At 67.0% G+C, this 20031-nt stretch carries 21 protein-coding genes and 1 tRNA gene; 13 read left to right on the forward strand and 9 right to left on the reverse strand.

The window, feature by feature from the left end:
* On the forward strand, positions 1–1497 hold the full coding sequence (locus tag V7E00_RS07085) for a Ppx/GppA phosphatase family protein (RefSeq protein ID WP_333571939.1): 1497 nt from the start codon (positions 1–3) through the stop codon (positions 1495–1497).
* 7 nt (positions 1498–1504) lie between these two features.
* Here V7E00_RS07085 and trmFO read toward each other — a convergent pair whose 3' ends face one another.
* Positions 1505–2818, reverse strand: a complete 1314-nt coding sequence (trmFO, locus tag V7E00_RS07090) for a methylenetetrahydrofolate--tRNA-(uracil(54)-C(5))-methyltransferase (FADH(2)-oxidizing) TrmFO (RefSeq protein ID WP_333571940.1) — start codon at positions 2816–2818, stop codon at positions 1505–1507.
* Between the two features lie 46 nt (positions 2819–2864).
* Here trmFO and V7E00_RS07095 point away from each other — a divergent pair, with 46 nt between their 5' ends.
* On the forward strand, positions 2865–3296 hold the full coding sequence (locus V7E00_RS07095) for a DUF488 domain-containing protein (RefSeq protein WP_333571941.1): 432 nt from the start codon (positions 2865–2867) through the stop codon (positions 3294–3296).
* A 269-nt stretch (positions 3297–3565) separates the two neighbouring features.
* Complete coding sequence (locus tag V7E00_RS07100) at positions 3566–4081, forward strand: PilZ domain-containing protein (RefSeq protein ID WP_333571942.1); 516 nt, start codon at positions 3566–3568, stop codon at positions 4079–4081.
* A gap of 19 nt (positions 4082–4100) precedes the next feature.
* Here V7E00_RS07100 and V7E00_RS07105 read toward each other — a convergent pair whose 3' ends face one another.
* Positions 4101–5471, reverse strand: coding sequence for a class II 3-deoxy-7-phosphoheptulonate synthase (locus V7E00_RS07105; RefSeq protein ID WP_333572394.1), 1371 nt, complete (start codon positions 5469–5471; stop codon positions 4101–4103).
* A 330-nt stretch (positions 5472–5801) separates the two neighbouring features.
* On the opposite strand from V7E00_RS07105, the gene V7E00_RS07110 reads away from it, so the two are divergent.
* Genes V7E00_RS07110 through V7E00_RS07120 form a run of 3 tightly spaced genes read left to right on the forward strand, consistent with a single transcriptional unit; the run spans position 5802 to position 8808 of the window.
* A complete protein-coding gene (locus tag V7E00_RS07110; protein ID WP_333571943.1) occupies positions 5802–6944 on the forward strand; it encodes an 8-amino-7-oxononanoate synthase in 1143 nt (380 codons plus the stop codon).
* Entirely contained in the window at positions 6941–7567 is a 627-nt protein-coding gene (bioD, locus tag V7E00_RS07115; protein WP_333571944.1) for a dethiobiotin synthase, read from the forward strand. Before V7E00_RS07110 ends, bioD begins: the two co-directional genes overlap by 4 nt.
* Positions 7567–8808 (forward strand): adenosylmethionine--8-amino-7-oxononanoate transaminase, encoded by a 1242-nt coding sequence (locus V7E00_RS07120; RefSeq protein WP_333571945.1) that lies wholly within the window; start codon positions 7567–7569, stop codon positions 8806–8808. The genes bioD and V7E00_RS07120 overlap by 1 nt, the downstream gene beginning before the upstream one ends.
* On the opposite strand, the gene V7E00_RS07125 is transcribed toward V7E00_RS07120, so the two are convergent.
* The 4 genes from V7E00_RS07125 to V7E00_RS07140 form a co-directional block, all read right to left on the reverse strand.
* On the reverse strand, positions 8809–9228 hold the full coding sequence (locus V7E00_RS07125) for a TM2 domain-containing protein (protein WP_333571946.1): 420 nt from the start codon (positions 9226–9228) through the stop codon (positions 8809–8811).
* An 88-nt stretch (positions 9229–9316) separates the two neighbouring features.
* A complete protein-coding gene (cysS, locus tag V7E00_RS07130; RefSeq protein WP_443019157.1) occupies positions 9317–10747 on the reverse strand; it encodes a cysteine--tRNA ligase in 1431 nt (476 codons plus the stop codon).
* A 55-nt stretch (positions 10748–10802) separates the two neighbouring features.
* Positions 10803–11093 carry a hypothetical protein gene (locus V7E00_RS07135; RefSeq protein ID WP_333571948.1) on the reverse strand — a complete coding sequence of 97 codons (291 nt, stop codon included), beginning with the start codon at positions 11091–11093 and terminating at the stop codon, positions 10803–10805.
* A gap of 3 nt (positions 11094–11096) precedes the next feature.
* Entirely contained in the window at positions 11097–11315 is a 219-nt protein-coding gene (locus tag V7E00_RS07140) for a hypothetical protein (protein WP_333571949.1), read from the reverse strand.
* A gap of 198 nt (positions 11316–11513) precedes the next feature.
* Between V7E00_RS07140 and V7E00_RS07145 the strand changes: the two genes are divergently transcribed.
* Positions 11514–11909 (forward strand): glycine zipper 2TM domain-containing protein, encoded by a 396-nt coding sequence (locus tag V7E00_RS07145; RefSeq protein WP_333571950.1) that lies wholly within the window; start codon positions 11514–11516, stop codon positions 11907–11909.
* Between the two features lie 110 nt (positions 11910–12019).
* Here V7E00_RS07145 and V7E00_RS07150 read toward each other — a convergent pair whose 3' ends face one another.
* Complete coding sequence (locus tag V7E00_RS07150) at positions 12020–12199, reverse strand: RebB family R body protein (RefSeq protein WP_333571951.1); 180 nt, start codon at positions 12197–12199, stop codon at positions 12020–12022.
* 209 nt (positions 12200–12408) lie between these two features.
* Positions 12409–12482 (reverse strand) — tRNA-Cys (locus V7E00_RS07155).
* A gap of 164 nt (positions 12483–12646) precedes the next feature.
* Between V7E00_RS07155 and V7E00_RS07160 the strand changes: the two genes are divergently transcribed.
* Genes V7E00_RS07160 through V7E00_RS07175 form a run of 4 tightly spaced genes read left to right on the forward strand, consistent with a single transcriptional unit; the run spans position 12647 to position 17501 of the window.
* A complete protein-coding gene (locus V7E00_RS07160; protein ID WP_333571952.1) occupies positions 12647–13330 on the forward strand; it encodes a protein-L-isoaspartate O-methyltransferase family protein in 684 nt (227 codons plus the stop codon).
* 17 nt (positions 13331–13347) lie between these two features.
* Positions 13348–14913, forward strand: a complete 1566-nt coding sequence (locus V7E00_RS07165; protein ID WP_333571953.1) for a TolC family outer membrane protein — start codon at positions 13348–13350, stop codon at positions 14911–14913.
* A gap of 37 nt (positions 14914–14950) precedes the next feature.
* Complete coding sequence (locus V7E00_RS07170; RefSeq protein ID WP_333571954.1) at positions 14951–15403, forward strand: DUF2497 domain-containing protein; 453 nt, start codon at positions 14951–14953, stop codon at positions 15401–15403.
* A gap of 52 nt (positions 15404–15455) precedes the next feature.
* Positions 15456–17501 carry a S9 family peptidase gene (locus tag V7E00_RS07175; RefSeq protein ID WP_333571955.1) on the forward strand — a complete coding sequence of 682 codons (2046 nt, stop codon included), beginning with the start codon at positions 15456–15458 and terminating at the stop codon, positions 17499–17501.
* A 32-nt stretch (positions 17502–17533) separates the two neighbouring features.
* Here the strand turns inward: V7E00_RS07175 and V7E00_RS07180 are convergent, their stop codons facing one another.
* Entirely contained in the window at positions 17534–18253 is a 720-nt protein-coding gene (locus V7E00_RS07180; RefSeq protein ID WP_333571956.1) for an MOSC domain-containing protein, read from the reverse strand.
* Positions 18254–18392: 139 nt separating this feature from the next.
* On the opposite strand from V7E00_RS07180, the gene recA reads away from it, so the two are divergent.
* Both recA and V7E00_RS07190 read left to right on the forward strand, forming a co-directional pair.
* Positions 18393–19463 (forward strand): recombinase RecA, encoded by a 1071-nt coding sequence (gene recA, locus V7E00_RS07185; protein WP_064312673.1) that lies wholly within the window; start codon positions 18393–18395, stop codon positions 19461–19463.
* Positions 19464–19637: 174 nt separating this feature from the next.
* Positions 19638–20018 (forward strand): hypothetical protein, encoded by a 381-nt coding sequence (locus V7E00_RS07190; protein WP_333571957.1) that lies wholly within the window; start codon positions 19638–19640, stop codon positions 20016–20018.
* The last annotated feature ends 13 nt before the right edge of the window (positions 20019–20031 follow it).

The raw sequence follows: 20031 nt of genomic DNA on the forward strand, positions 1-20031 counted from the left end.
GTGGCAACAGCCCTGTTTCGCACGCCACGTCCCGTTTCCGAAGGCGATCGCCCGCGCACGGCGATCATCGACATCGGCTCCAACTCGATCCGCCTCGTCGTCTATGAAGGTCCGGCGCGATTGCCGGCGATCCTGTTCAACGAGAAGGTGATGGCGGGGCTCGGCAAGGGGCTGGCCGAAACCGGAGCGATCCATGCCGGCGGCCTCGCCAGCGCGCGCGCGGCGCTCGGCCGCTTTGCGCTGCTCGCCCGCGAAATGCAGGTCAGCGAACTGCGCACGGTCGCCACCGCTGCGGTACGCGACGCGTCAAACGGCGGTGAGCTCATGGCGATGGCGGAGGCCTTCGGGCTGGAGGTCGAGCTGCTGTCCGGCGTCGAGGAAGCGACCGCTGCCGGGTTCGGCGTGCTTTCCGGCATTCCGGAAGCGGATGGTGTCGTCGGGGATCTCGGCGGCGGCAGCTTGGAGCTGGTGCGGGTCGTTGCGGGCACGGTCACCGATCGCGTGTCCTTCCCGCTGGGTGTCCTTCGCCTTGGGGCAATCCGCGCGCGCGGCAAGGGCGTGCTCGAGCGCGAGGTTACCCGCATGATCGAGGCGGCTGGCTGGAAAGGCAGGGGCAAGGGGCTGCCTTTCTACATGGTCGGCGGCTCGTGGCGATCGCTCGCCAAGCTCGACATGCACCTGACCAACTATCCTCTGCCGATCGTGCACCATTATCCGCTCGCGATCGCGCGCGTCGAGGAGCTTGGCCGCCGCGTCGAAGGCGCGACCAAGGCCGATCTCAAGACCGTGCCGGACCTGTCGAGTGCGCGTATACCGTCGCTGGCGGATGCCGCGGCACTGCTCGTGGCAGTGACCAGGCAGCTCGGCAGCAGCGGTACGCTCGTGTCCGCCTATGGCTTGCGCGAGGGGCTGCTGTTCCAGCGCCTTTCGCCGGACGAGCGGCTGCAGGACCCGCTGATCGTCGCCGCTCGCGAGGAAGGCCAGCGATCGGGGCGCTTCCCCGAACATGGCGACCTGCTCGACGCCTGGCTCGCGCCGCTGTTCCGCGACGGTGCAGACTGGGCGCGGCTGCGCCATGCCGCCTGCCTGCTGGCGGACGTGGGCTGGCGGGCGAACCCCGAATTTCGCGCCGAGCGCGGCATGGAAATCGGGCTGCATGGCAACTGGGTAGGCATCGACGCCGCCGGCCGCGCGATCGTTGCGCAGGCGCTCTATACCTCGCTGGGCGGCGCGATGGACAGCCCGGCGCCGCTGGAACGGCTGGCTCCGGCGGAAGCCTTGGCCGAGGCGAAGCGCTGGGGGTTGGCGATGCGGCTCGGCCAGCGGCTGAGCGGCGGTGTCGCGCGCCCGCTCAAGCGCTCGCGGCTGCGGCTGGAGGGGGCGTCGCTGGTGCTCAGCCTCGCCGATGGCGACGAACCGCTGTACGGCGAGGCGGTGGAAAAGCGCCACCGCGCGCTGGCGGTGGCGCTCGCGAAGGAGCCGGTGCTGGAAACCTGAGCCAGGCTCAGGCCGCCAGCCACTCTTTCAGCGCGGCCCGCGCGCGATCGGTATACATGCGCTTGCGGTCGGCCTTCTTGGTCCTGCCCTCGATCGGCGGGAACAAGCCGAAATTGACGTTCATCGGCTGATAGGTTTCGATCTCCGCCTCGCCGGTGATGTGCGAGAGCAGCGCCCCCAGCGCCGTCTCGCGCGGCGGCGGCGGCAGGTCCACACCCGCAATCTCCGCCGCGGCGAAGCGGCCGGCGAGCATGCCGATCGCGGCGCTCTCCACATATCCCTCGCAGCCGGTGATCTGCCCGGCAAAGCGGATGTTCGGCGCGCTCTTCAGCCGCAGCGTTCCGTCGAGCAGCTCGGGCGAGCGCAGGAAGGTGTTGCGGTGCAGGCCGCCGAGCCGGGCGAACTCGGCATTCTCCAGCCCCGGGATGGTGCGGAACAACCGCACCTGCTCGGCATATTTCAGCTTGGTCTGGAAGCCGACCATGTTCCACAGCGTGCCGCTGGCATTGTCCTGGCGCAGCTGCACCACCGCATAGGGCCAGCGGCCGGTGCGCGGATCGTCGAGGCCGACGCCCTTCATCGGCCCGTAGCGCAGCGTGTCGACGCCGCGCTCCGCCATCACCTCGATCGGCATGCAGCCTTCGAAATACGGGACATTCTCCCACTCGCGAAACTCGGTCTTCTCGCCGGCCATCAGCGCGGCGTGGAATTCGAGATATTGTTCCTTCGACATCGGGCAGTTGATGTAATCCTTGCCCGAACCCTTGTTCCACCGGCTCTGGAACCAGGCGGTCTCCATGTCGATCGACTCGCGATGCACGATCGGGGCGATCGCGTCGAAGAAGGCAAGGCTGTCCTTGCCCGTCGCGCGCCCGATGCTCTCCGCCAGCATCGGCGCGGTGAGTGGCCCCGTGGCGATGATCGTGCGGCCTTCGCTCGGCAGCGTATCGACCCGCTCGCGGACGATGGTGATGTTGGGATGCTGTTCCAGCGCCGCGGTCACGCCGTCGGCGAACCCGTCGCGGTCCACTGCCAGCGCCGAGCCGGCGGGCACCTTGTGGATGTCTCCCTGGGTGAGGATCAGCGAACCGAGCGCGCGCATCTCCTGGTGGAGCAGGCCGACGGCGTTGCTGTCGGCATCGTCCGAGCGGAAGCTGTTGGAGCAGACCAGCTCGGCCAGCCGGTCGCTCTGGTGCGCCGGGGTCATTTCGCCCGATCCGCGCATTTCGGAAAGGCGAACCCTATATCCCGCCTGGGCGAGCTGCCACGCGGCTTCCGAGCCGGCGAGGCCGCCGCCGATGATATGAATGTCTTGAGTCACATGGCCGGCCATAGCGGCATGACGGCGCGATGACAAAGGAGCGACGATGCGGATTTTCACGATCGGCTATGAAGCGACCACCATGGCCGAGTTCCTGGCCGCGCTTGCCGGCGCGGGCGTGCAGCGCGTGATCGACGTGCGTGCGCTGCCGAATTCGCGTCGCCCCGGCTTTTCCAAAAACAACCTTGCTGGGTGCCTGCGAGAGGCCGGCATCGACTATGTCCATCTCAAGCAGCTCGGCACCCCCAAGCGCGGCCGTGACGCCGCGAAGAAGGGCGACGTGGCGACGTTGCGCGAGGTTTATGATGTGCAGCTGGAACTGCCGGAGGCACAGGCGCAGGCTGCGGCAATGCGCGCGCTGGCCGCCGAGAAACCAAGCGCGCTGCTCTGCTACGAGCGCGACCCCTGCCACTGCCACCGCACGCTTTTGCTGGAAGCGGAGGGAGGAGGGGCGGAGGTGGTCGACCTCTACGCCTGAGCGGGAAAAGGCCGGGGCAGCCGCGAGCGGCTGCCCCGCCAGTTCGGGGAGAGTCGACGCGAGGGGGAACGAAACGCGCCGACCGGATCCCTTTGCCGCCGCCATGTTGCAACCGCGTGTCGCTTCGTTGCGACTGCTCGGGAAATTGTGGCATCGCGCCCCAGAAGGCTTCGTTAACCATGAAATCTTAAGATAATTTCCGCAGTGTTTACCGCCTCGCAACGCATGTCAGCGCAAAGCAGCACCCAATGCACGCCAGTGGAGCGCTTATGGGTATCGCGGCACGACTGTATCAGGACGGACGTTGGGCCGAACGGCATCCGGTCGAACTGGAAGCCACGTTGCGCGATTCGGACTGGGCGCCGGTCGATGTGACGATCGAGGATCTGTCGCATGGCGGCTTCCGGGTGGTCGCGGGGGCGGAGCTCAAGGTGGGCGACGGCATAGCGCTCGGCATCGCCGGAATCGGCACGCGCGAGGCGAAGGTCGTGTGGGGCACTGCCGGCATCTATGGCTGCGAATTCGTCGCGCCGCTGAGCGATGCGGACCTGCGCACCGCCGTATCGGGGCCGGTCGCAACCCCGATCGCCTTCCCCAAGACGCCGCTGCCAACGCCGCAGGCTGCCCCGCCGCAGGTGGAGGGGTGGAATGCCCCCGCGCAGGAAGAGAAGTTCTCGGTTCGCACGCGCCTTGCGATCATCGTGGGCAGCGCGGTGCTCGCCTGGATGCTGGTGTTCGCGCTCGGCTACGGCCTCTGGGCGCTGGCAGGCGCGCTGCTCCGCTGAGCAACGCGCCCGCAGTTCTTCAGGCCGCAGCCTTGCGGCGTTCGGCCATTTCGTCGTTGAGCATTTCGGCGAGCAGGAACGCCAGCTCCAGGCTCTGACCCGCGTTGAGCCGCGGGTCGCAATGCGTGTGGTAGCGATCGGCCAGCCCCTGCTCGGTGATCGCGATCGCACCGCCGGTGCACTCGGTCACGTTCTGCCCGGTCATCTCGGCATGGATGCCGCCGGCAAAGGTGCCTTCGGCACGGTGGACGGCGAAGAAGCCGCGCACCTCGGCCAGGATCCGGTCGAACGGCCGCGTCTTGTAGCCGTTCGCCGCCTTGACGACGTTGCCGTGCATCGGATCGCAGCTCCACACCACCGGATGGCCCTCGCGCTTCACCGCGCGCACCAGCTTGGGCAGCCCGGCCTCGATCTTGTCATGGCCATAGCGGGTGATCAGCGTCATCCGGCCCGGAATGCGGCCGGGGTTGAGCGTGTCGAGCAGCCGCAGCAGCGCATCGGGCTCAAGGCTGGGTCCGCACTTCATGCCGATCGGGTTACCGATGCCGCGCAGGAACTCGACATGCGCCGATCCCTCGAAGCGGGTGCGGTCGCCGATCCACAGGAAGTGCGCCGAGGTATCGTACCAGTCGCCGGTGAGGCTGTCCTGCCGGGTGAGCGCCTGCTCATAGGGGAGCAGCAGCGCCTCGTGGCTGGTGTAGAAATCGGTGCCCTTGAGCTGCGGCACGGTATCGGGGTTGATCCCGCACGCTTCCATGAAGTCGAGCGCCTCGCCGATCCGGTCCGCGACATCGGCGAACTTGGCCGACCAGGGGCTCTTGCCCATGAAGTCGAGGGTCCACTTATGGACCTGATGCAAATTGGCGTACCCGCCGTTCGCGAAGGCGCGCAGCAGGTTCAGCGTCGCCGCCGACTGGCTGTAGCCCTGCACCATCCGCTGCGGATCGGGGATCCGCGCCTCGGGCGTGAAGGCGATGTCGTTGACATTGTCGCCGCGGTAGCTGGGTAGCTCGACGCCGTCGATCACCTCGGTATCGGCCGAGCGCGGCTTGGCGAACTGGCCGGCCATGCGGCCAAGCTTCACCGTCGGCAGCTTGGAGGCGAAGGTGAGCACCACCGCCATCTGCAGGATCACGCGGAAGGTGTCGCGAATGTTGTTCGGGTGGAACTCGGCGAAGCTTTCAGCGCAGTCGCCGCCCTGGAGCAGGAAGGCCTCGCCGCGCGCGACCTTCGCCAGCGCGCCCGTCAGTTCGCGTGCCTCGCCGGCAAAGACCAGGGGCGGATAGCTGCTCAGCTGCCGGGTGGCCGCATCGAGGGCGCCCTTGTCCGGATATTGCGGCATCTGGCGCGCTTCGGCGCGCGTCCAGCTATCGGGGGTCCAGCTTGCCATTGCACTCTCCACGTCGCGGACGGCAACGTGCCAGTCCGCATGCTCGGCGATTCCCATCGCCGCAATCTGGTTCATCACCTTGGTACTGGCGCGCTTGCCGTCGGTTTCCCAGCCCTGGACCGTCGAGCCCGGTGTGTCGAACCAGGCGCCGAAGGTGGCGCGGGTGAGGGAGCGTTCTTCGCGATACTGGCGAATCTTGGAACCGGCTAACGTCGTCATGGAAGCTGCTTACCCTGAGGGGGTAAACGCGTGCAAGCGCTTTCTTACCCAGGCGGGGTAACGTTGCGCCGGCGATTGCGTGGCGAAGCGGGCGCGTGTAGCCGCGCAGCGATGGACGCATTCGACGCACAGGCGCGCGACCTCGCTGATCTGGCATCCCGCGGCCGGGGCCGCAGGCTGATCGCGCGCGAGGGCGCGGACTTCGCCTCGAACGACTATCTTGGCCTCTCGGCATCGCCCCTGCTGACCGAGGCAGTGGCGGCCGCGCTGGCCCGGGGGGTCCCGATCGGCTCCGGCGGATCGCGGTTGCTGCGCGGCAACCATGACGAGCACGAAGCGCTGGAAGCCGAAGCGGCATCCTTCTTCGGTCGCGAATCGGCGCTCTATTTCTCCAGCGGCTACGCCGCCAATGCCGCCCTGCTGGCGACGCTGCCCCAGCGCGGCGACCTGGTGCTGTTCGATGCGCTGGTCCACGCCAGCGCGCATGAGGGCATGCGCCTCGGCAGGGCGGAGGTTCGGCAGGCCCCGCACAACGACGTTGCCGCGTTCCGCGAGGCGATAGGCAAATGGCGGCGCGACGGCGGCACCGGGCGGGTGTGGATCGCGGTCGAGAGCCTGTACAGCATGGACGGCGACATGGCGCCGCTCGCCCAGCTTTCCGCGCTGGCCGAAGCGGAGGGTGCGATCCTGCTCGTCGACGAGGCGCACGCGACCGGCGTCTACGGCCCACAGGGGCAGGGGCTCGCTTATGGTCTGCCGACCGCCAACCTGATTACGCTGCACACCTGCGGCAAGGCGCTGGGCTGCGAAGGCGCGCTGGTCACCGGCCCGGCGGTCGTCCGCGACTTTCTCGTGAACCGCGGCCGCGCATTCATCTTCTCCACGGCGCCGTCGCCGCTGATGGCCGCTGCCGTCCGTGCCGCGCTGCGGATCACTGCCGAGGGAGAGGCCCTGCGGGCCGCGCTGTTCGGTCGGATCGCGGCTGCGCGGGGCGCGCTCGGGCCCCTCGGCGTGGCGGAGGGCGAGACCCAGATCCTGCCGCTGGTCCTCGGCGAGGACGTGCGCACTATGGCGGTTGCCGGCGCGCTGCAGGACAGCGGCTTCGACGTGCGCGGCATCCGCCCGCCGACCGTTCCTGCGGGCACTTCCCGCCTGCGCATCTCGATCACCAACAATGTGTCGCTTGGCCAGATCGCCGCATTTGCGGAACGGCTGGCGTCCCTGCTTCCCGCAACCGAGCCTATCGCAGCATGACCCACAGCTTCATTGTCACCGGCACCGACACCGGCATTGGCAAGACCGTGTTCGCCGCCGCGCTCGCCGGCGCCCTTCGCGCCCGCTACTGGAAGCCGGTCCAAGCGGGGCTGGACGACGGCAGCGACAGCGAACGTACCGCGGTGCTCGCCGGCCTGCCTGCCGATTACATCCTTCCCGAAGCCTATCGCCTGCATACCCCCTGCTCGCCGCACCGCGCGGCCGAGATCGACGGCGTGACCATCGATCCCGAACGGCTCGCGCTGCCGCAGGTCGACGGCCCCCTGGTGGTAGAGGGCGCGGGCGGGGTGCTGGTGCCGGTGACGCGCGATATTCTCTATGCCGACATGTTCGCGCGCTGGGGCAAGCCGGTGGTGCTCGTCGCCCGTACTGCGCTGGGAACGATCAACCATAGCCTGCTGTCGATCGAGGCGCTGCGCACACGCGGCGTGCCGATCCACGGCGTGGCATTCGTCGGCGACGCCGTCGAGGACAGCGAGGCGACCATTGCTGCGATCGGTAGGGTCAAGCGCCTCGGCCGCCTGCCGATGCTGGCGGAACTGACCCCCGCGGCACTGGCGCGCGCCTTTGCCGAGTCTTTCGACATGGCGGATTTCGCCTGATGTCGTCGGTCTGGCACCCCTTCACCCAGCACGGCCTGGGCGAGCCGATCCCGATCGTCAGCCACGCGCGCGACGCACGGATCCACACCGCCGATGGCCGCAGCTTCATCGACGCGATCTCCTCCTGGTGGGTGACGACGCACGGCCATTGCAACCCCCGCATCATGGCGGCGATCGCCGAACAGGCCGGCAAGCTCGACCAGATCATCTTCGCGGGCTGGACGCACGAACCCGCCGAAACGCTGGCTGCCGGGCTCCGCGCGATCCTGCCGGACGCGCTGGAGCATGTGTTCTTCAGCGACAGCGGTTCCACCGCCGTGGAAGTCGCGCTGAAGATGGCGCTCGGCTACTGGCACAATCGCGGGGAGGGCCGGAGCCGCATCCTTGTGCTCGAGCACAGCTATCACGGCGATACGATCGGCGGCATGTCGGTCGGTGCGCGCGGCGTATTCAACCGGCCGTACGAGCCACTGCTGTTCGACGTCGGCACCATCCCTTTTCCCGGCGCCGGCGCCGAACAGGCAACGCTGGATGCGCTGGAGGCCGAATGCCGCGCGGGAGCGGCCGCCTTCATCGTCGAGCCGCTGGTGCTGGGAGCGGGCGGCATGCTGTTCTACACGCCTGCGCTGCTCGCCGAGATGGCTGCGATCTGCGCCGGCCATGACGTGCTGTTCATCGCCGACGAGGTGATGACGGGCTGGGGCCGCACCGGCACGCTCACGGCGTGTGAACAGGCCGGCGTGGTGCCCGACATTCTCTGCCTGTCGAAGGGGATCACCGGCGGCGCGATTCCGCTGGCGGTGACGCTGGCGACCGCGCCGATCTTCCAGGCGCACTGGTCCGAGGATCGGGCGCGGATGTTCTTCCACTCCTCCAGCTACACCGCCAATCCGATCGCCTGTGCGGCGGCGGTCGCGAACCTCGCCATCTGGCGCGAGGAACCGGTGCTGGAACGGATCACCCGGCTGGGCGAATGGCAGCAGGCAGCCCTTGACGGGCTTGCCGACGTGCCCGGGCTGGTCGGGCATCGTCGCATGGGGACTATCGCGGCGCTGGAGATCGAACAGCCGGAGAACGGCTATCTTTCAGCGATTGCCCCGCGCCTGATGGCCTTTGCGCGCGAAAACGGCGTGCTGCTCCGCCCGCTGGGCAACACCGTCTATGTGATGCCGCCCTACAGCATCATGCGCGAACAGCTGGCGCAGGTGTGGGCGCTGGTGCCGGCCTTCCTCGGCCGCTGATCAGCGGCGGGGATAGCGCTGGGCGAATTCGATGTCGCTCATCAGCAGGTAGCGGATCGCGTCGACGAACGCCCAGATGCCGGTGATCAGCGCCCCGACGATGGTGCAGGTGAGCAGCAGCATCACCACGCCCGAACCGGTGCGTCCGAGATAGAAGCGATGGATGCCGAGCGTGCCCAGGAAGAAGGCAAGTACCGCCGCCACGATCTTGTTGCGCGGCTCCCCTACGGGGACCGCAATTTCCGCGCCGTCGAGCAGCCGGAAGATGCGGCGGGCGCGCTTGCCGTCGATGTCGAAATCGACCTTGGCGCCGACGGCGGGATGGCGGCTGTCGCTCCAGTCTTCCTGGGTGAAGACATAACGGCTGCCGTCCTCGCCCGAAATCTGGCCCTCACCGCTCGACCGATCTACGCCCAACACTTGCCCGCGCATTGCTTCCCCCGAAAAACGTCGCGTTTTGTGGCGGAGGTTACCGGTTCAGCGCAAGAGGCTTTCGCGTCCGGCGCGTTTACAGCGCCGGCTTCCAGTCCCAACCGAGCGGGTCCCCGTCCATCACTTCGATGCCCTCGGCCGTCAGCGCGTCACGGATGCGGTCGGAACGCTGGAAGTCCTTTGCAACGCGCGCTTCCTTGCGTTCGACCAGCATGGCCGCGATCGCCTCCGGGGTAATCGTCGCCCCCTTGGGCTGGATCCGCAGCTCCTCACGGGTCAACGCCGACAGCCGCAGGCCAAGCACCTTGTCGAACTCCGCAAGCGCCGCCAGTCGGTCGGCGGGCGAGGTGCGCTTGTCCGCCAGCAACTCGTCGAGCACCGGCAGCGCCTTGGGTGTGTTGAGGTCGTCCGATACCGCAGCGTCGAGCTTTTCCAGCCATGCGGCGGGCGCGGTGCCGTCGCCTTCGGCACGCGCCTTGAGCGCGGTAACTGTCATCACCAGCCGCTTCAGCCGGGTAAGCGCTGCCGCGAGGTTTTCGGCCGAGAATTCCAGTTCGCTGCGATACTGCGCCTGCAGGCACAGCAGGCGATAGGCGATGGGATGCACCCCCGCGTCGATAAGCGACTGCAGCGTGGTGAACCCGCCCTTGGACTTGGACATCTTCCCCTGGCGATCGACGAGGAAGTTGTTGTGCATCCAGAACTTCGCCCCCGTGTCACCGCAGCCGCAGAATGCCTGGTTCTGCGCGATCTCGTTGGGATGGTGGATCTCGCGATGGTCAATCCCGCCGGTGTGAATGTCGAACGGGGCGCCGAGATACTGGATGCTCATCACCGAACATTCGAGGTGCCAGCCCGGGGCACCTTTCCCCCAGGGCGAATCCCATTCCATCTGGCGCTGCTCGCCCGGCGGCGACTTGCGCCAGATCGCGAAGTCCTGCGGGTGGCGTTTGCCGTCCACCGGGTCGATCCGGCTTTCTGCAGCGTCATCGGCGGCACCGGCCAGTCGGCCGTAATCCGGCACTGTCGTCACATCGAAATACAGGCCGGATTCGAGCTCGTAGCAATGCTCGGGCGCGATCTTTTCGGCGAAGGCGATCATCTGCTGGATGTGATCGGTCGCGACCGACCATTTGCTCGGCTCGGTGATGTTGAGGTCGCGGATGTTCTGCTTGAACGCCGCGGTATAGTGCGCGGCGATGTCCCAGATGCTCATCGCCTGGGCGCGCGCGGCTGCCTCCATCTTGTCGTCGCCGGCATCGGCGTCCGAGGTCAGGTGGCCGACATCCGTGATGTTGATGATGTGGGTGAGCGGATAGCCCTTCCAGCGCAGCACCCGGCTCAGCGTGTCGGTGAACACATAGGCGCGCAAATTGCCGAGATGGGCATAGTTGTAGACCGTGGGCCCGCACGAATAGACGCGCACGCCCTTGGCTGGGTCGAGCGGCTGGAACGGCTCGAGCGAACGGGAGAGCGAGTTGTAGAGCGTCAGCGGAGCGTCATGCATGGACCTGCGCATAGCGAACAAAATGCCCGCGACAAACCCGGCAAGGTGCCCGGCTTCAGTCTATCAGCGCGGGGGCCTCGGTGATCGCCGCATTTACCATCGCGCTCCAGATGCGCGCGGGATCGTCCCCGGCGGCGCGGCCTGCCTCGATCATCGTGATGGTGGGCTCGCGCAGCGTGCGCAGGACGGCCAGGGCACGGTCGGTCTCGCGCGACCAGATCGTGTCGACGATCTCGCTCACCGGACGGCTGAGCTCACCGGCCCCTTCGGCGTTGGGGCTCAGCATTTCGGCGGCGATCACGCGGGCGATTCGCTCGACCGGCGAGGTGTTGGCGATGCTGGTCATGGTTCAGGCCGCCAGCGGCGGATGGGTGGGGCGGCCATGGAGCGCACTGCCGCCAACGGCACCGTGGTGCAGCGGCAGGGCGGTACCGCAGAAGGCGCACTCGGCCGTCATCCGGCCGACCATCCAGTGCGACTGGCCGCAGCCGGGGCAGGGGTTGGTCTCATGCGGGCGATAGGCCAGGCGATAGCCGGTCAACGCGCGTCGGATGCCGAAATCGTACATGCGGGCGGTTCCCTCCAATAGACCGAAAGAACGTTTCCCAGGTGTCATGGTTCCGCGCACGCGCGGCGTGGAACGTGCCCATGCGGGGCGATGATTAGCTGAACATGAGCTAACGAGCGCATTCAGGCTCGGAACAGCCGATTTGTGCGAGTCAGGCTTCAGACGGCGGCACCCGCTGCCGCCGCGAGGAGATAGGACATGAAGAAGTTTCTGATCGGCGCCACCATGGCTGCCACGCTGATGACCGGTTCGATCGCCGCGACGCCGGCGGCCGCTCAGGATTGGGGCTATCGCGACGGCTACGGGCAGTATGACCGCGATTACCGTGGCGACTATCGCGACTATCGCCGGGATTACCGGGACTATCGCGGCGAGCGTCCGCGTTACGCCTATCGCGAGCGCAATTATCGCCAGCGGTGCAGCGACGGCACCACCGGCACGATCCTCGGTGCGATCGCAGGCGGCCTGCTGGGCGGCGAGATCGGGCGCGGCAGCTCCTATCGCCGCAGCGGCACCGGCATGATCATTGGCGCTGGTGCGGGCGCTCTGGCGGGCCGCGCTGTCGACGGCGGCGATTGCCGCGGCCGACGCTAAGCTCGGCAAGGCACGAGAAATGGGCGTCCGCTGCACGGGGCAGCGGGCGCCCTTTTCGCGTCGGCACGTCGCGACAGGGAAGAAGCGACGGCGGCCGCTTCCCGATCCGATCAGCCGCGCGGCTGGGTGTCTCGGCGAAGCTGTTCCAGCTGGCGCTTCGCTGCCTCGACGTCGAACGCCGGATCCGTGCCGTGGATCGGATTCGTTGCGATGGCCGGCGCTTCGCCGCCTTTCTTGACATTGGCTTGCGTCACGGCGTCTGTGATCGCGTCATTGACGTTGCTGGTCATCGGCAGGAGTCTCTCGCTTTCCGCAATGTACCGGCAAAACCGGAAGCGCAGCTTCACCTGACCATGCGGCGACATCTATAGCGCCGCGCCATCCGACCGGCGCACCATCATGTCACACGATAGGGCGCAACGCGAGTCGGCGATGTGCGCCAACGTGCAAGGGCACAGCAAACGCGCGGGCCCGAAACTGCAGATTTTGTAGATGATATTGGAGGCCCGAGCCGGAATCGAACCGGCATATACGGATTTGCAGTCCGCTGCGTCACCATTCCGCCATCGGGCCATCCGGAGGTGAGGCGCGGCCAATGCCCCCGGGGGTGGGTCCCTGTCAACACAGTTTCAAAATAACGTCGCACTCGCTTGGCGAGTCCCCAACGGCACGATAGAAGCCTCGGGATAGCAACTAGTGTATTGCACAACTAATACGGTTGTGCGACAAGCGGAGTGATGATGGCCCTTACGGTCGACCCTGCGCCCCTCGAAGCGCCCCGTTTCGAAGCGATGCGCCACGCCATGGTGGCGAGCCAACTGCGTACCAACGCAGTGAACGATCCCCGTGTGGTCACGGCGATGTCGCAAGTTCCGCGCGAAGTGTTCCTGCCGCCCAAGCAGCGCGCGCTCGCCTATCGGGACACGCTGCTGCCGCTCGGCAACGGCCGCCGCCACGATTCGCCGCTGGCGACCGGCCGGCTGCTGACCGAGGCGGAATTGCAGCCCAGCGACCATGTCCTGCTGATCGGCGCCGCCGGCGGCTATGCTGCAGCGCTGCTCTCGACCCTGGTCGCTTCGGTCGTCGCGCTCGAGGAAGAGCCGGCGCTGGTCGCGATCGCGCGGGGTGGCCTCGCTGGCGCGGGGAATGTCGAGTTGGTTCACGGCCCGCTCAACGCCGGCTGGGCCGCACGCGGGCCCTATGACCTGATCGTCGTCGACGGCGCTGTAGAGGAGCTGCCGCAGGCGATTATCGATCAGGTCAAGATCGGCGGTCGCATCGTGTCCGGTGTCATTGATCGCGGCGTGACGCGGCTCGCGCTCGGCCGCCGTACCGAAGGGGGCTTCGGTTTCGCCGACTTCATGGACCTCGAAGTGACGACGCTGCCGGGCTTTGAAAAACCGAGAAAATTTACCTTTTAACCTTAAAAGCGGGGCTCATGCGACTGAACATTTTGCTCATTGGTGTGAGCCTCGTCTCCCTCGGGGCACCGGCGTACGCCCAGACCGCGCCCAGCGGTCGCCAGGACGTGCCTTCCCCGGGCGCGAAGACTGCGGCGCCGACGACGACGCTGCAGGATGCGCTGGCCCAGGCCTATGCGACCAATCCGGACCTCCAGTCGGAACGCGCCAACCAGCGCGCCAATGACGAGAATGTTCCGATCGCACGTTCGCAGGGCCTGCCCGGGCTGAACGCCACCGGCAATGCCAATGACAGCCTGTATAATACGGCGTCGAATCCGCTGACACCGTCGCGCCAGGCACAGCTGGGGCTCAACCTGTCGCAACCGATCTATAATGGCGGTCGGATTCGCAATTCGGTGCGTGCGGCCGAGGTTCGGGTGAACGCCGGCCGCGCCAACCTGCGCGGCACGGAAGCGGACATCTTCACGCAGACCGTCACTGCCTATCTGAACGTGATCCGTGACGAGTCGATCGTCCGACTCAACCAGGAAAATGTTCACGTCCTCGAGGTCAATCTCCAGGCAACGCGCGATCGGTTCCAGGTGGGCGACCTGACCCGTACCGACGTCGCCCAGTCCGAGGCACGGCTTGCGCTTGCCCAGTCGCAGCTGCGGAGCGCCGAGGCACAGCTGATCGGCAGTCGCGAAACCTATATTCGCGTGGTCGGAACGCCGCCGGGCGTGCTGGCGCCCCCGCCGCCGCTGCCGAATCTGCCCCAGGACGTGCAGACTGCGGAGCAAGTCGCGCTTGCCAACAATCCCTTTCTCGAGGCGGCCCAGCTCGCCCGCGACGCTACGCGCTACGATACGCGGGTCGCCAAGTCGGGCCGGCTCCCGCAGGTCAGCCTCGGCGTCGGCGGTAACTATTCCAATTATCTCGGCTCCATCGGATCGGTGGGAGGCGCTACGCCGCTGACGTCGAACGTGCCGAACGCCACCACGACGGCGACCTTGGGCGTGCAGGTCACGCTGCCGCTCTTCCAGGCCGGTCGCCCCGCCGCACAGGTTCGGCAGGCCCAGGCGCGCGAAGGTGCCGCGATCGAGCAGGTGACCCTCACCGAGCGCGGCGTGATCGCCCAGGCCCGCTCGGCCTATGCCAGCTACCAGGCGGCGCTGCGCGTGATCGAGTCGTCGCGGACGGCAGTGCAGGCCAACCAGCTCAGCCTCGAGGGTGTGCGAGCCGAAAACAGCGTCGGCACCCGCACCATCCTCGACATTCTCAACGCCGAGCAGGAACTGCTGAACTCGCAGGTTCAGTATGTCACGGCGGAACGGGACGCCTATGTCGCGGGGTTCAGCCTGCTGGCGGCGATGGGGCGTGCCCAGGCCAAGGATCTCAGCTTCGACAGCCGCCTGCTGTACGATCCGAGCGTCAACTATACGCGGGTGCGTAACCGCATCAACGACTGGCGCGACGACAAGACGCCGCAGCCGGTGGGCACCACCACGCGCACCACGCCGGCCCAGGGGGCGGAGGTTATCGGGGTGCCGCTCGACCCAACGCTGCGGCGTCCGGTTGACAGCGACCGGCCGAATCCCTGATTGAGGGGGTTCGCACTCGAACGCCAGGATGGACGCGATGGGGACTGCCAGCAGCGAGCCGTCGATGGAGGAGATCCTCGCATCGATCAAACGGATCATCGCCGATGATGAGCCCGGCGCATTCGCCCGCGGCCGCCCCTTGCGTTCGGTGCCACCCGCCGAGCACGAGGACGAAGCGTCGGCCGGGGCGTCCGAGGACGTTTTGGAGCTGAGCGAGCCGATTGCAGAGGCGGCGCTTCCGGCGCCCGCAGCGGCCGCCGCGCCGCTGGATCCCATCCTCTCCGATCGTGTTGCCGAGGCAAGCCGCGAAAAGCTGGAGGCGTTGTCGCGGCTGGTGGTGAAGCCGCAGGTGCCGGGCTCCGACACGCTGGAGGGGCTGGTCCGCGAGATGCTCAAGCCGATGCTCCGCGACTGGCTCGACGACAATCTGCCGCAGCTCGTCGAGCAGATCGTCTCGCGCGAGATCGCCCGGATCACCGGCAGCCGCTGATCGCCAATCGCCCGATTGTATCGGACGTTACCTTGCGGCTATCGTCGCGGGCATGAAGCAGTTCCTTGTCGCGAGCGTCGCGCTCGCCGCCATCGCAGCGCCGGCTTCGGCGCGAGACCTCACCATCCAGGACGTCGTCGGCCTCTCCCGCGTGGGCGCGCCCGCGGTATCGCCCGACGGTCACTGGCTCGTCTGGCAGCAGCGCGAGACCGATCTTGCCGCCAACAAGGGCCGCTACGACCTGTGGCGCCTCGACCTGACCGCCAAGGGCGCCAGGCCCGAGAAGCTGGTGGCCGAGCCGCTGGTCAACGAAACCGCCCCGCAATTCTCCGCCGATGGCAAGACCGTTTGGTTCCAGTCCGACAAGGGCGGCGAGGACGCGGTGTGGTCGGTTTCGATCACCGGCGGCACGCCCACCCAGCTGACCCACATCCAGGGAGGGTTCAGCGGCTTCAAGGTTTCGCCGGACGGGTCGAAGCTGCTCGTCTGGGCAGATCGCAAGCCTGGTGCCCCCACCGTCACCCCGGCGATGGAGAAGAAGGACCCGAACGCGGGTTCCGGCCGTGTCTACCAGCAACTGTTCGTGCGGCACTGGGATACATGGGCCGACGGCACTCGCTCGCAGCTCTTCGTCCTGCCCTTCGGACCGCAGGGCGCGACCGGCGACGGGGTTGCCATCGAAGGCGGGCTGATCGGCGACACGCCCTCCAAGCCCAATGGCGGCGGCGAGGAAGTCGCCTGGAGCGCCGACGGCAAGACGATCTATTTCGCGCTGCGCGAGGCGGGGCGCATCGAATCGCTCTCGACCAATCTCGATATCTTCGCTGCCCCGGCCGACGGCTCTGCGGCGCCGGTGAACCTCACCAAGGGCAATGGCGGCATGGACAATCTGCCGACGCCGTCGCCGGACGGGAAGTGGCTCGCCTGGTTCGCCATGGCACGGCCAGGCTATGAAGCCGATCGCCAGGTGCTGATGCTCCGCAACCTCGCCACCGGCGAGGTCCGCGCGCTGACGGAGAAGTGGGATCGCTCGGTCGCCTCGATCGCCTGGGCGCCGGACTCCAGGACGATCTACGTTACCGCGCAGGACGTGCAGGAGGAGCCGGTCTTCTCGGTCTCGCTGGAAGGCAAGGTCGAGCGGCTGACCGAGCAGGGCAGCGTCTCGGCCGTCGTGCCGACCAGGGGCGGCCTCGTCTACGCAATGAACAGCCTTACCGCGCCGGACGATTTCTATTGGCTGAAGGGCAAGAAGAGCACGCGTCTCACGGCGGTGAACGCGGAGAAGCTTGCCGGCATCGCGATGCCGCAGGTAACCCGCTACAGCTTCAACGGTGCCAATGGCGATACCGTCTGGGGCTATGTCGCGAGGCCGGCAGCGCTTCCGGCCGACGCCAAGGCGCCGATCGCCTTCATCGTTCATGGCGGTCCGCAAGGCAGCATGGGCAATAGCTGGTCGTATCGCTGGAACCCGGCGGTGTTCGCCGGGGCCGGCTATGCCGTGGTCGCGGTCGATTTCCACGGCTCTACCGGCTACGGTCAGGCCTTCACCGATGCGATCCGCAACAACTGGGGCGGCTGGCCGCTCGAGGACCTGAAAAAGGGCCTCAAGGCCGCGACCGATCGTTTCGCCTTCCTCGACGGCGGCAAGGCCTGCGCGCTGGGCGCCTCCTATGGCGGCTACATGATGAACTGGATCGAGGGGCAGTGGCCCGATCGCTTCAAGTGCATCGTCCAGCATGACGGCGTGTTCGACGCCCGCGCCATGGCGTACGAAACCGAGGAGCTGTGGTTCGACGAGTGGGAACATGGCGGCAAGGCCTATTTCGAGGATCCCGCCGCGTTCGAGCGCTGGAACCCGGTCAACCATGTCGCCGCCTGGAAGACGCCGCAGCTGGTGATCACCAGCGAAAAGGACTTCCGCATTCCCTATACCCAGGGGCTGGCCGCCTTCACCGCGCTCCAGCGCCGCGAGGTGCCGTCCAAGCTGCTCGTCTTCCCGGACGAGAACCACTGGGTGCTGAAGCCCAAGAATTCGCTGCAATGGTATGGCGAAGTCCTCGGCTGGATGGACCAGTGGACGGGCAAGGCGGCGAAGTAACGGAAAGGGGAGGGGCTTTCTGCCCCTCCGCCTCAGGCGAGAATGCGAACCGGATCGCCGACGCGAATCAGTCCCGGACGTGCGGGAGCCGAATACAGCCCGTAACAGGCAGCAAAACGCTGTGCGACGGTGCGCAGGATCGACGGGTCCTTCGCGCCCGTATCCGGGTCGATGGTCACCAGCACGCAGCGCTGGATCGGGTCGGCGCATTGCACGATTGCGCCGTCCGCGCTCGGGTCGCCAAAGGCAATGCGCAGCCCCTGCCATTGCTCGGGCAGCAACTCGCTTTCGATCGTCACATTGATGCGAAAGCGCCGCGGGTCGATCCGCCCGCCATGCGCAGTTTCCAGTGCGCGGTGGCCGGCGCTGGTCTGGAGCGAAATCGGCATCGAGTCGTAGACGCCGCGGGCAACCTGGATCAGCGACACCGGCTCGCGCGCTGCCTCGGCAAGATGTGCCAGCAGTCCGGCATCATGAAGCGAGCGAACGCCGCCGTCCGGCGCCTCCACCGCAACGGCACTGGTCTTGGGCGCGGCGGGATCGGCGAAACGCGCCCGGTGCAGCACCATGCCCGGCACTTCCCGCGCGGTGAGCCAGGGGAAGCGCGTGCCGTTGGCGGCGCGCACGAAGGCGTATTGCCGATCCCCCTCGATGCCCTGCCAGTCCATCTCCGCCACGCTGGGGGATTCGCCAGCCATGGATTTCACCGGGAAGCGGGCGAGGGCGGAGACGTGGCCGACGATCATGGTCATCGCCCATCGCTAGCCAGCCGGACGCACACTCGCAAATCTTCTGCCGCGTTCCGCTCTTGTTCTTGTGGAACAAATGGAATACATAGGGTCCAACACAGTTGAACGCGGCACGTAAACCCTCTAGCGACGGGGCTTCCCAATGGCAGCATCTCTCAAGGTGATCGACGGCAATATGGCCAATCCCACGGACAAGCAGAAGGCGCTCGACGCCGCCCTCGCGCAGATCGACCGCGCCTTCGGCAAGGGCTCGGCCATGCGGCTGGGCTCGAAGGAGACGATGCAGGTAGAGGCGATCTCCACCGGTTCGCTGGGCCTCGACATCGCGCTCGGCGTCGGCGGTCTGCCGCGCGGCCGCGTGATCGAAGTCTATGGTCCGGAAAGCTCGGGCAAGACGACGCTTGCGCTGCACGTGATCGCCGAGGCGCAGAAGAATGGCGGCGTAGCCGCGTTCGTCGACGCCGAGCACGCGCTCGATCCGGTCTATGCCAAGAAGCTGGGCGTCAACATCGACGAGCTGATCGTCTCGCAGCCCGATACCGGCGAGCAGGCACTGGAGATCACCGACACGCTGGTCCGCTCGAACGCGATCGACGTTCTGGTGGTCGACTCGGTCGCAGCGCTGGTGCCGCGCGCCGAAATCGAAGGCGAGATGGGCGACAGCCATGTCGGCCTTCAGGCGCGGCTGATGTCGCAGAGCTTGCGCAAGCTGACCGGATCGATCAGCCGCTCGCGCTGCATGGTGATCTTCATCAACCAGCTGCGCATGAAGATCGGCGTGATGTACGGCAATCCCGAGACGACGACGGGCGGCAACGCGCTCAAGTTCTACGCCTCGGTCCGCCTCGACATCCGCCGTACCGGCCAGATCAAGGATCGCGACGAGATCATCGGCAACGCCACGCGCGTGAAGGTGGTGAAGAACAAGGTGGCCCCGCCGTTCAAGCAGGTCGAGTTCGACATCATGTATGGCGAGGGCATTTCCAAGATCGGCGAGATCCTCGATCTCGGCGTGAAAGCCGGCCTCGTCGAGAAGTCGGGCGCCTGGTTCAGCTATGACAGCATTCGCATTGGCCAGGGCCGCGAGAATTCGAAGAACTTCCTGCGCGAAAACCCGGAGGTCTGTAACCGGCTGGAAGCCGCTATTCGCGGCCGCACCGAGCAGGTCGCTGAAGGCTTGATGGCCGGTCCGGAGCCTGACGACGACATTTGATCCGTGCGATCTGTTGCTGACAACAAGGAGGCCCGGCGTAAGATGCGCCGGGCCTTTTGCCTTGAATGGGGCGCATCGGAGGCGGACTCAGCGTGCGGGTACAGCTGCTCGGCGTACCTTTGCCGTGTATGGCGGACGGCTTCAAAGCCGCATATCAGGTCGGGGTAGCGCTTGATGGAGTCTGGTTCCGTTATGGGCGAGCATTGCCCGGCAAGCACGTTACAGCTGGAGTCGCGCGTTGCGCTGGCGCGAGAGCAGCTCCTGGCATCTGCGCCTGACCTTCGGGAATGGCAGGAAGCCGGCCGCCAGTCGCGTTTCGCTTACGGGAACGTATCGGGCCCGGTGGTGATGCGATTGGTCGTCGACCCGCCCAACCTTCTGCTCCATTTCGCGGAAGGCGCGGCCTTGCCCGATCCGGCGGGGTTACTGCGCGGCGTGGGGCGGCGCGGGCGCTACGTCTGTCTGGGAGCAGTAAAGGCCCAGGATCGTCCAGCGCTCCTCGCCTTGATCGGTGCGGCGCTGTGCAACGGAAACGAGTGTAGGTCACAGACCTGAGGCAACTACCGGC

The organism is Sphingomonas sp., assembly GCF_036731925.1.
GTDB lineage: Bacteria > Pseudomonadota > Alphaproteobacteria > Sphingomonadales > Sphingomonadaceae > Sphingomonas.

Excerpts from the sequence above, each read along its gene's own strand:
- V7E00_RS07135 (WP_333571948.1), bottom strand. The coding sequence starts at position 11,093 with ATGACCAGCATCGCCAACACCTCGCCGGTCGAGCGAATCGCCCGCGTG.
- bioD (WP_333571944.1), top strand. The coding sequence starts at position 6,941 with ATGACCCACAGCTTCATTGTCACCGGCACCGACACCGGCATTGGCAAG.
- V7E00_RS07100 (WP_333571942.1), top strand. The coding sequence starts at position 3,566 with ATGGGTATCGCGGCACGACTGTATCAGGACGGACGTTGGGCCGAACGG.
- V7E00_RS07190 (WP_333571957.1), top strand. The coding sequence starts at position 19,638 with ATGGAGTCTGGTTCCGTTATGGGCGAGCATTGCCCGGCAAGCACGTTA.
- V7E00_RS07095 (WP_333571941.1), top strand. The coding sequence starts at position 2,865 with ATGCGGATTTTCACGATCGGCTATGAAGCGACCACCATGGCCGAGTTC.
- V7E00_RS07145 (WP_333571950.1), top strand. The coding sequence starts at position 11,514 with ATGAAGAAGTTTCTGATCGGCGCCACCATGGCTGCCACGCTGATGACC.
- V7E00_RS07105 (WP_333572394.1), bottom strand. The coding sequence starts at position 5,471 with ATGGCAAGCTGGACCCCCGATAGCTGGACGCGCGCCGAAGCGCGCCAG.
- V7E00_RS07150 (WP_333571951.1), bottom strand. The coding sequence starts at position 12,199 with ATGACCAGCAACGTCAATGACGCGATCACAGACGCCGTGACGCAAGCC.
- V7E00_RS07170 (WP_333571954.1), top strand. The coding sequence starts at position 14,951 with ATGGGGACTGCCAGCAGCGAGCCGTCGATGGAGGAGATCCTCGCATCG.
- V7E00_RS07120 (WP_333571945.1), top strand. The coding sequence starts at position 7,567 with ATGTCGTCGGTCTGGCACCCCTTCACCCAGCACGGCCTGGGCGAGCCG.
- V7E00_RS07160 (WP_333571952.1), top strand. The coding sequence starts at position 12,647 with ATGATGGCCCTTACGGTCGACCCTGCGCCCCTCGAAGCGCCCCGTTTC.
- V7E00_RS07140 (WP_333571949.1), bottom strand. The coding sequence starts at position 11,315 with ATGTACGATTTCGGCATCCGACGCGCGTTGACCGGCTATCGCCTGGCC.
- V7E00_RS07175 (WP_333571955.1), top strand. The coding sequence starts at position 15,456 with ATGAAGCAGTTCCTTGTCGCGAGCGTCGCGCTCGCCGCCATCGCAGCG.
- cysS (WP_443019157.1), bottom strand. The coding sequence starts at position 10,747 with ATGCATGACGCTCCGCTGACGCTCTACAACTCGCTCTCCCGTTCGCTC.
- V7E00_RS07165 (WP_333571953.1), top strand. The coding sequence starts at position 13,348 with ATGCGACTGAACATTTTGCTCATTGGTGTGAGCCTCGTCTCCCTCGGG.
- V7E00_RS07110 (WP_333571943.1), top strand. The coding sequence starts at position 5,802 with ATGGACGCATTCGACGCACAGGCGCGCGACCTCGCTGATCTGGCATCC.
- recA (WP_064312673.1), top strand. The coding sequence starts at position 18,393 with ATGGCAGCATCTCTCAAGGTGATCGACGGCAATATGGCCAATCCCACG.
- V7E00_RS07180 (WP_333571956.1), bottom strand. The coding sequence starts at position 18,253 with ATGACCATGATCGTCGGCCACGTCTCCGCCCTCGCCCGCTTCCCGGTG.